Source organism: Rudaea sp. (assembly GCF_047601565.1).
Taxonomy (GTDB): Bacteria; Pseudomonadota; Gammaproteobacteria; order Xanthomonadales; family Rhodanobacteraceae; genus Rudaea.
Window position 1 is genome coordinate 1,020,100 of the sequence record NZ_JASGIY010000001.1, and the last position, 12,377, is coordinate 1,032,476.

General features: G+C 60.0%; 7 protein-coding genes, 2 tRNA genes and 3 rRNA genes. 3 read left to right on the forward strand and 9 right to left on the reverse strand.

All coding sequences use genetic code 11. The annotated features are described in order from the left end of the window. Positions 1–73: 73 nt before the first annotated feature. The 4 genes from tatC to QM741_RS04370 form a co-directional block, all read right to left on the reverse strand. Positions 74–856 carry a twin-arginine translocase subunit TatC gene (gene tatC, locus QM741_RS04355; protein ID WP_415206516.1) on the reverse strand — a complete coding sequence of 261 codons (783 nt, stop codon included), beginning with the start codon at positions 854–856 and terminating at the stop codon, positions 74–76. Next, positions 843–1,211 (reverse strand): Sec-independent protein translocase protein TatB, encoded by a 369-nt coding sequence (gene tatB, locus QM741_RS04360; RefSeq protein WP_415206517.1) that lies wholly within the window; start codon positions 1,209–1,211, stop codon positions 843–845. The genes tatC and tatB overlap by 14 nt, the downstream gene beginning before the upstream one ends. A gap of 21 nt (positions 1,212–1,232) precedes the next feature. After that, positions 1,233–1,454: a Sec-independent protein translocase subunit TatA gene (tatA, locus tag QM741_RS04365; protein WP_415206518.1), complete on the reverse strand. Its 222-nt coding sequence runs from the start codon at positions 1,452–1,454 to the stop codon at positions 1,233–1,235. A gap of 63 nt (positions 1,455–1,517) precedes the next feature. Further along, positions 1,518–2,189 carry a lipid-binding SYLF domain-containing protein gene (locus tag QM741_RS04370; RefSeq protein ID WP_415206519.1) on the reverse strand — a complete coding sequence of 224 codons (672 nt, stop codon included), beginning with the start codon at positions 2,187–2,189 and terminating at the stop codon, positions 1,518–1,520. Between the two features lie 95 nt (positions 2,190–2,284). Between QM741_RS04370 and hemH the strand changes: the two genes are divergently transcribed. Together hemH and QM741_RS04380 are read left to right on the forward strand one after the other, a co-directional pair. Further along, positions 2,285–3,310 carry a ferrochelatase gene (hemH, locus tag QM741_RS04375; RefSeq protein ID WP_415206520.1) on the forward strand — a complete coding sequence of 342 codons (1,026 nt, stop codon included), beginning with the start codon at positions 2,285–2,287 and terminating at the stop codon, positions 3,308–3,310. Then, on the forward strand, positions 3,297–4,202 hold the full coding sequence (locus tag QM741_RS04380; protein WP_415206521.1) for an alpha/beta fold hydrolase: 906 nt from the start codon (positions 3,297–3,299) through the stop codon (positions 4,200–4,202). The genes hemH and QM741_RS04380 overlap by 14 nt, the downstream gene beginning before the upstream one ends. Positions 4,203–4,322: 120 nt before the next feature. On the opposite strand, the gene rrf is transcribed toward QM741_RS04380, so the two are convergent. The 5 genes from rrf to QM741_RS04405 all read right to left on the reverse strand — a co-directional run bounded on the left by rrf (position 4,323) and on the right by QM741_RS04405 (position 10,127). Next, positions 4,323–4,437: ribosomal RNA gene (gene rrf / locus QM741_RS04385) — 5S ribosomal RNA — on the reverse strand. A gap of 166 nt (positions 4,438–4,603) precedes the next feature. Continuing rightward, positions 4,604–8,120 (reverse strand): 23S ribosomal RNA (locus tag QM741_RS04390). A 186-nt stretch (positions 8,121–8,306) separates the two neighbouring features. Next, positions 8,307–8,383, reverse strand: a tRNA-Ile gene (locus QM741_RS04395). Between the two features lie 29 nt (positions 8,384–8,412). After that, positions 8,413–8,488: transfer RNA gene (locus QM741_RS04400), tRNA-Ala, on the reverse strand. A gap of 94 nt (positions 8,489–8,582) precedes the next feature. Further along, positions 8,583–10,127 (reverse strand): 16S ribosomal RNA (locus QM741_RS04405). The 16S, 23S and 5S rRNA genes sit together here with 2 tRNA genes alongside, the layout of an rRNA operon. A 736-nt stretch (positions 10,128–10,863) precedes the next feature. Between QM741_RS04405 and QM741_RS04410 the strand changes: the two genes are divergently transcribed. After that, positions 10,864–12,321, forward strand: coding sequence for a transglutaminase-like domain-containing protein (locus QM741_RS04410; protein ID WP_415209075.1), 1,458 nt, complete (start codon positions 10,864–10,866; stop codon positions 12,319–12,321). The last annotated feature ends 56 nt before the right edge of the window (positions 12,322–12,377 follow it).

Sequence of the window (12,377 nt, forward strand, 5' to 3'; positions counted from 1 at the left end):
GTGAAATGCAACGTGCGGACGCAACACGGTGCACATTTTCACTTTGGTGCAAATTCCCGCAGGCGCCGCGCGCTCAGGCGCCGGGGACGTTCGAGCGGTCGTCCGCCGCGGGGCGGATCAACACGCGCGCGCCGACGATGCCCAGTTCGTAGAGCAGGCACATCGGAATCGCCAGCATCAGCATCGACAGGGCGTCGGGCGGAGTTAGGAATGCGGCGGCCACGAACGAGGCGACGATCGCGTAGCGGCGGCTCTCGACGAGCTGCGCCGGCGTGACCACGCCGACCACGACGAGGATCAGCAGCACCACCGGAATCTCGAAGCACAGGCCGAAGGCGAGGAACAGCAGCAGGGCAAAGTCGAGATACTTGCCGATGTCGGGCGACACGGTAACGCCGGCCGGCGCAAAGGCGGCAGTGAACTTGGCGACGGCCGGCAGCACGAGAAAATAGGCGAAGGCGCAACCGATGTAGAACAGCACCACTGCGGAAGCCAGGATCGGTACCGCCAGACGCTTTTCGTGTTTGTACAGACCCGGCGCGACGAAAGCCCAGAGCTGGTAGAGCACCACCGGCATCGCCAGCACAAGCGCGACGAAGAAGGCGAACTTGACCGGAATCAGGAACGGCGCGATCACCTCGATCGCGATCATCGTGCCGCCTTGCGGCAGGTGCGAGACCAGCGGCAGCGCCAGCCAGCCGTAAAGCCTGTTCGCGAACGGCAACAGACACAGCAGCACGATCATCACCGCGGTGACCGCCTTGAGCAGGCGTTCGCGCAACTCGATCAGATGCGAAATGAAGCTCTGCTCGCCGTCGTCGCCCGGTTTTTCCGCACCGGGATCAGCGTGGCTCATGACCGACCGCTTCCTGCGCCAACGGGGAATTCCGGGAATCGGCACCCGCCGCCGCGTCGGTTGTTTTCCCGATTTGCTCCGCGGTCTTCTCTGCCGAAGCGCGCAGATCGGCGGCAGTGCCGTGGATGTCGTCGCGCAGGTCGGCGGCCGTGCGCCGGGCTTCCTCGAAACTGCGCTTCAGGTCCTCGGCTTGCAGTTCGCGTTCGATCTCGTCGCGCACGTTCTGCCAACTGTTGCGCGCGCGGCGCACGAGCGCACCTGCCGTACGCGCCACGCGCGGCAGGCGCTCGGGGCCGAGCACGAGCAGGGCAACGACCGCGATCAGACCCATCTCGCCGAAGCTGAAATCGAACATGGCGGCGCTACCGCGTTTGCATCAATGCGAATCGACCTTGTCCGACCTGGCCTGGGCACTCTCGCCCTGCGCGGGCGGATCGGCCTTCAACTGCGCCTGATCGTCCGGCTCGGCCATGCCCTTCTTGAAACCCTTGATTGCCTGGCCTACGTCCTCGCCAATATTGCGCAGGCGCTTCGTGCCGAACACGAGCGCGACGATGACGAGAAGAATAAGCCAATGCCAGATGCTGAAACTGCCCATAAATCCTCCGGAAACCCTTGCGATCCGAACTTGAAATGATATCGCATCGACGCCGTGGAAACCTCAGCGGCCGTATTCTTCCAGCCGATCGCGGAAATCGACGATCGCGTTGGGCACGTTGCCGACGCCGCCGGCGAAGATACGCCGCGGCGTGACGCCCGCGCCGTAGACGGCCGCATTCGCGTCGTTGTCAATCGAGATCACCGAACCGTCGAGCGCCGCGCCGGCGAACAGGCCGCGTGCACGCGAGTAGGAGAAAATTTCCGCCTTCATCTGCGCGTCGGTCGATGCTTGCGCGCTGCGCCCAACCGGGCCGGCCGCGGCGGAGGCGTCCGCGCCGAGCGTGAACTTGCCGTGCACGATCGAATCGACGCCACGCTGGGTGCGGAATACGAGGATCACGTCGGTCGAAGACACGCCGGCCTGGAAGCCGATGCTGCCGCCCGACATCGAGATGAAGCTCGGATTGCTCCAGGTGCCGTTCTCGGTCTTCACCGAAAGCAGCCCCAAACCGTGGCGGCCGCCGATGACGAGGCCGGCCTTGAGCACGTCGGGAATCACAGCGACCGCGTAGGCGTTGGCGATCATGTCGCTGGGCAGACCCTTGTCGGGCGCCTGCAGCAATTCGCGCAGCACGCGCACGGCATTGGCGGCGCGCAGGTTTTCCGCCTCTCCGGCGAACACGGCAGGGGCGCAACCCAGAATCAACAGCAGAGTCAGAAAACGGCGCTTCACGAAAGAACCTCTCTCACGACGATACGAAAAAGTAACCCAACGGGGATGAACTCCGCGACAATCGGCGACACGGTCGGCACCCGTATAATCGGGCCATGACCGACATTATCGCGCCGCAGGCGCCTTCGGCGAAAACCGCGGTGCTCCTCGTCAACCTCGGCACGCCGGACGCGCCGACGACCGCCGCCGTGCGCCGCTATCTTGCCGAATTCCTTTCCGATCCGCGCGTGATCGAAACGCCGCGCTGGCTGTGGTGGCCGATCCTGCACGGCGCGATCCTGCGTATCCGGCCGGCGCGCTCGGCGCACGCCTACTCGAGCATCTGGACCGCACAAGGTTCCCCGCTGCTCGTCCACAGCCGCACCTTAGCCGGGAAGCTCCATGCCGTGTTTGCGGGCGAAGGTGTGTGCGTGGAATTGGCGATGCGCTACGGCAATCCGTCGCTGCGCGATGCGATCACGCGTCTGCATGCCGCAGGCGTGCGCCGGCTGCTCGTGCTGCCGCTGTATCCGCAGTATTCCGCCGCGTCGACCGGCTCGGCCTTCGACGCAGCCACGCGCGCGCTGCAGGCGTTGCGCTGGCCGCCCGAGTTGCGCTTCGTCAGCGACTATCACGACGACGGCCGTTACATCGACGCGCTCGCCACGAGCTTGCAGACATACTGGCGCCGTAACAGGCGCGCGCAAAAGCTGCTGCTGTCGTTCCACGGCCTGCCGCGGCGATGCATCGACGCCGGCGATCCGTATCTCGACCAGTGCCGCGCTACGGCCGCGCTGCTGCGCGCGAAACTCGGCCTGACCGGGGAGGAATGTGCGCTGGGATTTCAATCGCGCGTCGGGCGCGAGGTCTGGGTCAAGCCATATACCGAAGAGCTGCTCGACCGCTGGCCCGCAGAGGGCATTCGCAACATCCAGGTGTTTTGTCCGGGATTTTCGGTGGATTGCCTGGAGACGCTCGAGGAAATCGCGATCCGCGACCGTGTGCGCTTCCTCGATGCAGGTGGAGAGTCGCTGGAATACATTCCCGCGCTCAACGCGGAAACGGCCCATGTCGACATGCTTGTCGCGCTGATCCGGCGGCATCTGCAAGGCTGGGCGGACGGGCCTCATGCCGCCGCGTGAGTTGACGATAGCCACGCCGCATCTCCGCTTGGCGGCGAAGGAATGGGGCGACGCAGCCCTGCCGCTGCTGCTCGCCATCCACGGCTGGCTCGACAACGCGGCCAGCTTCGACGCGCTCGCGCCGTTGCTCGCCGCACACTTCCATGTCGTCGCAATCGACCTGCCAGGTCACGGTCGCTCGCAGCATCGGCCAGCCGGCGTGCGCTACCACTTCGTCGACTACCTCGACGACGTGCTCGCCGCTGCGGATGCGCTGGGCTGGAAGAAATTCAGTTTGCTCGGCCATTCGCTGGGCGGCGGCATCGCAAGCTTCGTCGCCGCGGCGTTTCCCGAACGCGTGGAAAAACTGTTCCTGATCGAAGTCGCCGGCGCGGTCAGCGCGCCGGTCGAGAAATCGCTGGGGCAACTGCAGAAGGGCATCGTGCAATCGCGCGAGAATGCGAGCAAGGCGTTGCGTGTGTTCGCCAACGTCGAGATCGCCGTTGCGGCACGGCGCAAGGCTGGCGATTTGTCGGATGCCGCAGCACGTGCGCTCGTGCTGCGCGGTACCCGCGAAGTCGAGGGCGGCTGGTCGTGGTCGTCCGATCCACGCCTGATGCCGGCTTCGCCGCAGCGTTTCTCCGAAGACCAGGTACTTGCGATCCTCGCCGGTGTGCAGGCGCCGACGCTGTTCGTGCTCGCCGAACCGATGGCAATGCAGATTCCCGAAAGCCTGATGCTCGCGCGCGCCGCGCAGATACCGAAGCTGAGCCTCGTGCGCCTGCCCGGCAACCATCATCTGCATCTGGAAGACGCCCGGCCGGTGGCTGCGGCGATGCTGGATTTCCTTGACAGCTCGACAGCTCCTCTGCAGACCACGACGACGGGTTCGAAGCCGCTCATCGAGCCGTAAATCACGGGCACTGCGCCGCAGGGGCGGCGCGAACGGCGCAGCCGGCCGCGTAGCGGCGAAGGGCAGGATGCCCGGAGAAAAAACCCTCGAGCCTTTCGACTCGAGGGTTTTGGATGAAGCCCCTGGCAGTGACCTACTCTCACATGGCTTAAGCCACACTACCATCGGCGCGGGTGCGTTTCACTTCCGTGTTCGGGATGGGAACGGGTGGGACCACACTGCTGTATCCGCCAGGGAACCATTGGGGTTTTGCAGCCGGATCCATCGAGGGATCGGCGCAAACCCGACATTGGGACTTGGGACGTAACTTGCGTCGAGCTCTCATCGAGCGACGTGCATTGAGTCAATTGCTTGGCGAGTTCTCAGTGAGTTCATTCAAAGCCAAAGCGACTTTGAGTTATATGATCAAGCCACACGGATCATTAGTATCGGTTAGCTCGGCATTACTGCGATACACACCCGACCTATCAACCACCTAGTCTTGATGGTTCCTTCAGGGAGCTTAAGCTCCGGGATGTCTCATCTTGAGGCGCGCTTCCCGCTTAGATGCTTTCAGCGGTTATCGCTTCCGTATATAGCTACCCGGCAGTGCCACTGGCGTGACAACCGGAACACCAGAGATACGTCCACTCCGGTCCTCTCGTACTAGGAGCAGCCCCTCTCAAACATCCAACGCCCATGGCAGATAGGGACCGAACTGTCTCACGACGTTCTGAACCCAGCTCGCGTACCACTTTAAATGGCGAACAGCCATACCCTTGGGACCGGCTACAGCCCCAGGATGTGATGAGCCGACATCGAGGTGCCAAACACTGCCGTCGATATGAACTCTTGGGCAGTATCAGCCTGTTATCCCCGGAGTACCTTTTATCCGTTGAGCGATGGCCCTTCCATACAGAACCACCGGATCACTAAGACCTACTTTCGTACCTGCTTGATCCGTCGATCTCGCAGTCAAGCACGCTTATGCCTTTACACACATTGCACGATGTCCGACCGTGCTGAGCGTACCTTCGTGCTCCTCCGTTACTCTTTGGGAGGAGACCGCCCCAGTCAAACTACCCACCATACACGGTCCCCGACCCGGATTACGGGCCCAGGTTAGAACGTCAAGCACTTCAGGGTGGTATTTCAAGGTTGGCTCCATGCAAGCTAGCGCCTGCACTTCGTAGCCTCCCACCTATCCTACACAGAAGAACTCAACGTTCAGTGTAAAGCTATAGTAAAGGTTCACGGGGTCTTTCCGTCTTGCCACGGGAACGCTGCATCTTCACAGCGATTTCAATTTCACTGAGTCTCGGGTGGAGACAGCGCCGCTGTCGTTACGCCATTCGTGCAGGTCGGAACTTACCCGACAAGGAATTTCGCTCGATTTGTTTCTGCATCCGTTTCCGGATCAGTCGGACTTTATCTTGTAGCTCCTCGATTCATCGCCGCGGCAATCGCTCGAATTTCTTCGACTCCTTGCCGTTTGAGATGAATCCCCGCTTCCATCAGCTTGAGAATATCGCGGAATTTATGAAATTCCACGTTCTTTCGCGTTTTGAGCGAGTGCTTGGCGAAAAATGGAATGATGATTTGCAAAAGATGCTCTTGGCTGCGCACTCGATAAGCCATCCGGTCACCGTGATTCCTGCGAACCACGCCGCATCCGAAAAAGCTTTTCAGAGCATGAAGCACTTGCACGTCGCGCTCGTGTTGCACCACGGTGAATTCCGGAAGCACCTGGAATCCCGCGGTCATTTCCGTGTGAGCATTGATACCCACATGAAAGCAACCTTCGCCATCGACAAATCCCACTATCCACTGTGCGTCAAGTTTCATTGAAGCATACTCGAACGTTAAGTCTCTGAGGATTCCCGAATTTGTTGATTCGGGTCTTTCCTGCGGATTGTCCCCGTGTCGTCTGAATTTTTACTGCCGAAATTATCGGCGAGTATCAGTACGTTTTTGAGGAGTTTCCCGCATTTGGTTCGATTTTACTAAGGCTGCGATTAACTAACCTTAGGACCGTTATAGTTACGGCCGCCGTTTACTGGGGCTTCGATCAAGAGCTTCGCCTTGCGGCTGACCCCATCAATTAACCTTCCAGCACCGGGCAGGCGTCACACCCTATACGTCCACTTTCGTGTTTGCAGAGTGCTGTGTTTTTGATAAACAGTCGCAGCGGCCTGGTCACTGCGACCCAAGATCGCTCAGCTACGCACGTAGCCACGATCCTGGGTGCACCTTCTCCCGAAGTTACGGTGCTATGTTGCCTAGTTCCTTCACCCGAGTTCTCTCAAGCGCCTTGGGATTCTCACCCTGCCTACCTGTGTCGGATTACGGTACGGTCCTCGTGATCTGAAGCTTAGAAGTTTTTCCTGGAAGCGTGGTATCAGTGACTTCGCTCTAAAAGAGCTCGTCTCGGTGCTCGGTGTAGAGACCTCCGGATTTGCCAAGAGATCACACCTACCGCCTTTCCCCGGGACAACCAACGCCCGGTACACCTAACCTTCTCCGTCACTCCATCGCAATCACGAGCGGTTCTGGAATATTAACCAGATTCCCATCGACTACGCGTTTCCGCCTCGCCTTAGGGACCGACTCACCCTGCGCCGATGAACGTTGCGCGAGGAAACCTTGGGCTTTCGGCGTGGAGGCTTTTCACCTCCATTATCGTTACTCATGTCAGCATTCGCGCTTCTGATACCTCCAGCAGACCTATCGATCCACCTTCGCAGGCGTACAGAACGCTCCTCTACCGCGCACACATTCCGAAGAATATATGCACCCCAAGCTTCGGTACATCGCTTAGCCCCGTTAAATCTTCCGCGCAGACCGACTCGACCAGTGAGCTATTACGCTTTCTTTAAAGGGTGGCTGCTTCTAAGCCAACCTCCTGGCTGTTTATGCCTTTCCACATCGTTTTCCACTGAGCGATGATTTGGGGACCTTAGCTGTGGGTCTGGGTTGTTTCCCTTTTCACGACGGACGTTCGCACCCGCCGTGTGTCTCCCGTGTAGCACGTCTTGGTATTCGGAGTTTGCCATGGTTTGCTAAGTCGCGATGACCCGCTAGCCATAACAGTGCTCTACCCCCAAGAGTGTTCGCACGAGGCGCTACCTAAATAGCTTTCGAGGAGAACCAGCTATCTCCAGGTTCGGTTAGCTTTTCACTCCTAGCCACACCTCATCCCCTACTTTTGCAACAGGAGTGGGTTCGGGCCTCCAGTGCGTGTTACCGCACCTTCACCCTGGGCATGGCTAGATCACCTGGTTTCGGGTCTACTGCCTGCGACTATTCGCCCTATTCAGACTCGGTTTCCCTTCGCCTTCCCTATACGGTTAAGCTTGCCACAGACAAGTAAGTCGCTGACCCATTATACAAAAGGTACGCAGTCGCCCTTGCGGGCTTCCACTGCTTGTACATCTACGGTTTCAGGTTCTATTTCACTCCCCTCTCCGGGGTTCTTTTCGCCTTTCCCTCACGGTACTGGTTCACTATCGGTCGGTCAGGAGTATTTAGCCTTGGAAGATGGTCCTCCCATGTTCAGACAGGGTTTCACGTGCCCCGCCTTACTCACTTTCATCGCATATGCCTTTTCGCTTACGGGGCTATCACCCGCTATGGCCGGACTTTCCAGACCGTTCGGCTAAAACATATACGACTTTTGGGCTAATCCGCGTTCGCTCGTCGCTACTAGCGGAATCTCGGTTGATTTCTTTTCCTCCAGGTACTGAGATATTTCAGTTCCCTGGGTTCGCTTCCCGATCCTATAGATTCAGATCGGGATACCTCTTGCGAGGTGGGTTTCCCCATTCGGACATCACGGGATCAATGCCTATTGCCGGCTCCCCCATGCTTTTCGCAGGCTGTCACGTCCTTCATCGCCTCTGACCGCCAAGGCATCCACCGTAGACGCTTATTCGCTTGATCATATAACCCGAAGTCGCCTTCGGACCACACTCTCAATTCACTTGATAAATCGCCTAATTGCCTCAACGACACATCCAATCTCGGTGAGAGATCAGACGCTTGTTACGTCCCAAGTTGTCAAAGAACCTTGTCGGGCCTCAACGCTCGACAAGAAAAATTTCGTTTAGTGTGCAGGCATTTGAGAAATGGTGGGTCTGGGAGGACTCGAACCACCGGCCTCACCCTTATCAGGGGTGCGCTCTAACCACCTGAGCTACAGACCCAAAAACATTCCGCGATGAAACACGGAAACTGGTGGAGCTGACCGGGATCGAACCGGTGACCCCCTGCTTGCAAAGCAGGTGCTCTCCCAGCTGAGCTACAGCCCCGATATTTCGGGCGCTGGGACCCAAAGTCCTAGGCCCTTAACTTTCTCAAATGCAGGTGTCTTGTGTGGACGCCGTGGAGTGCACGTCGTTCTCGAAAGGAGGTGATCCAGCCGCACCTTCCGATACGGCTACCTTGTTACGACTTCACCCCAGTCATTGACCACTCCGTGGCAAGCGTCCCCCTTGCGGTTAGACTACCTGCTTCTGGAGCAACCAACTCCCATGGTGTGACGGGCGGTGTGTACAAGGCCCGGGAACGTATTCACCGCGACAATGCTGATTCGCGATTACTAGCGATTCCGACTTCACGCAGTCGAGTTGCAGACTGCGATCCGGACTGAGAGAGGTTTTCTGGGATTGGCTTCGCCTCGCGGCTTCGCAACCCTCTGTGCCTCCCATTGTAGTACGTGTGTAGCCCTGGCCGTAAGGGCCATGATGACTTGACGTCATCCCCACCTTCCTCCGGTTTGTCACCGGCGGTCTCCTTAGAGTTCCCACCATTACGTGCTGGCAACTAAGGACAAGGGTTGCGCTCGTTGCGGGACTTAACCCAACATCTCACGACACGAGCTGACGACAGCCATGCAGCACCTGTGTTCCGATTCCCGAAGGCACCCTCGCATCTCTGCAAGGTTCCGGACATGTCAAGGCCAGGTAAGGTTCTTCGCGTTGCGTCGAATTAAACCACATACTCCACCGCTTGTGCGGGCCCCCGTCAATTCCTTTGAGTTTCAGTCTTGCGACCGTACTCCCCAGGCGGCGAACTTAACGCGTTAGCTTCGATACTGAGTGCCAAGTTGCACCCAACATCCAGTTCGCATCGTTTAGGGCGTGGACTACCAGGGTATCTAATCCTGTTTGCTCCCCACGCTTTCGTGACTCAGTGTCAGTGCTGGTCCAGGTAGCCGCCTTCGCCACTGGTGTTCCTCCCGATCTCTACGCATTTCACCGCTACACCGGGAATTCCACTACCCTCTACCGCACTCTAGCTCCCCAGTATCCACTGCAATTCCCAGGTTGAGCCCGGGGCTTTCACAGCAGACTTAAGAAACCACCTACTCACGCTTTACGCCCAGTAATTCCGAGTAACGCTTGCACCCTTCGTATTACCGCGGCTGCTGGCACGAAGTTAGCCGGTGCTTATTCCTCAGGTACCGTCAGACTGCATGGGTATTAGCCCTGCAGATTTCGCTCCTGATAAAAGTGCTTTACAACCCGAAGGCCTTCTTCACACACGCGGCATTGCTGGATCAGGGTTGCCCCCATTGTCCAATATTCCCCACTGCTGCCTCCCGTAGGAGTCTGGGCCGTGTCTCAGTCCCAGTGTGGCTGATCATCCTCTCAGACCAGCTACAGATCGTCGCCTTGGTGGGCCATTACCCCGCCAACTAGCTAATCTGACATCGGCTTCTCCAACCGCGCGAGGTCTTGCGATCCCCCGCTTTCACCGTTAGGTCGTATGCGGTATTAGCGTAAGTTTCCCTACGTTATCCCCCACGACAGGGCAAATTCCGATGTATTCCTCACCCGTCCGCCACTCGCCACCCACAGTATTGCTACTGCTGTGCTGCCGTTCGACTTGCATGTGTTAGGCATGCCGCCAGCGTTCACTCTGAGCCAGGATCAAACTCTTCAGTTGAACTTGCAGCCCGTATTGCCTACGGACAAATTACTTTAGAGAGTGAAACCAAGCTGCTTTGATTACTCAAATTTCGGATCGATGTGACTCGATCCAGGCTTGAAGACGCTCTTGATTCGATGGACGTGTTGTCCACCCCAAGGCGCCCACACAAGTCACCTGCGCACACTGTCAAAGATCGAATGCTGCGGTGCGTTTCCGCTACCGCGCCCAGCGAACATTTCGTTCGAGGGAGCCGCCTACTATACAACCATTTTTGAAACCGTCAACACCTTTTTGCGGAAAAATTTCGGAAAGTTTCGCCGGTGTTCATCCCTCCGACCGGGCCGGCGGCGGCGTTCGTCGAAGGGGGGCGAATCATACATCCGATTCCCGGTTCGTCAACACCCCGACAGCGGCTTCTTTGCCCCTGCAACGACCGATTCGGGATAGCGCCTGTTTCGCAGCCCGCGACAGACAGATCGTGGCAAGGTCGGCACCGACCTTGCCGACCGTAACGAACACGTCGGGCACGGCGTCGACGCCGAGCAGGGATGCCGGGCGACTCAAGCGGCAAGCCCATCGCCGAGGTCGCGGGACCGTCGTCGCCATCATGTCGTTCGGCGCAGACACTCCGCGTCTACGCCGGGAGCCTGACCGCAAAAACACGATTTTTGACGCGCGCCTGCGGCCATGTTAGACAAGGCCGCGATCAGGCAGCGAGGAATGGGCGAACATGGGCACGGCGGCGAGCAGGATGATGACCACCCGCAGGCCGCGCCGCGTATGGCTTGTGCTGCCGGCGCTGCTCCTCGCCTCATCCGCCTTCGCGGCCGGGCCCGACCTCGCGCTGATCGCCGCACGCGTCGACGCGGGTCAGTTCGCCGCGGCCGAGTCTGCGATCGCCGCGTCGCTCGCGCAGGAAGGATTGCCCGCCGTCACGCGCGACGCGCTCGAATTCCAGCGCGAGCGCATGCGCCGGATCCTGCTGGATTTCCCGCTCGACGCCGACGCGGTCAAGACACGCCTGCGCAGCGAGATACCCGATCTGACCGACGCCGAGTTCGCGAACTGGGACGCGCACGGTCTGTTCGAGTCGCAGATCATCGACGGCGAACGTCGCTATTTCAGCCGCGCGGCGGCCAACTTGTTCCGCCTGAGCCGCGAGGCGCTGGCGCGGCGCCGGCAGCAAACACCGCTGGTCGACGGACCGATGGAACACCTCAACCCGTACCATCGCGAAGTGCTGGACGCCGCCGCGGCCGCGCACACCACGAGCGCCGCACCGCGCCACGTGCGCGTGAAGCAGTCGCTGACGGTCAAGGCCGACGCGGTGCCGGCAGGCGAGACGGTACGCGCCTGGATTCCGTATCCCCGCGCGATCGCCGGCCAGCAGGAGAACCTGCGCTTCCTGCGCAGTGAACCGGCCAAGCGGACCATCGCGCCCGAGTCGGCGCTGCAGCGCACGGTGTATCTGGAAAAACCCGCGGTCGCGGGCCGGCCGACCGTGTTTTCGATCCAGTACGAGTTGACCGTCTACGGCCGTCATTTCGACGTCGACGCGGACAAGGTCGTGCCGGCGACGATCACTCCGGAACTCGCACCCTACGTTGCCGAGCGTGCACCGCACATGGTGTTCAGCGAGGCGATGCGGCTGTTCTCGCGCCAGATCGTCGGCGAGGAGAAAAATCCCTGGCGCATCGCACAGAGGCTGTTCGCCGCGGTGGATCAGGTTCCGTGGGCCGGCGCGCGCGAGTATTCGACGATCACGAACATCGGCGACTACGCGCTGCACGCCGGCCACGCCGACTGCGGCCAGCAGACGCTGCTGCTAATCACGCTGCTGCGGCTCAACGGCATTCCGACGCGCTGGCAGTCGGGCATGGTCTATTCCGACGGCGCGTTCACCAACCTGCATGACTGGGGCCAGCTCTACATGGCGCCCTACGGCTGGATGCCGGTGGACGTGACCACGGGCCGCCTCGACAGCCCCGACCCCGTGCTCGCCGGGTTCTATCTGGGCGGCCTCGACGCTTACCGCCTCGCTTTCAACGACGACTGGGGCCGCCAGTTCACGCCTGCCAAGACTCACTTCCGCTCCGACACCGTCGATTCGCAGCGCGGCGAGGCGGAATGGCGCGGCGGCAACCTTTACTACGACCAGTTCGACTACGACTTCGAGGCGCAGGTCGGATCGGCGCGCGCGATGCGCTGACGGCAGCCGCGCGCTGCGTGGCGGACCGGCAAGGCCTTGGGCAACCTTCCCGATTC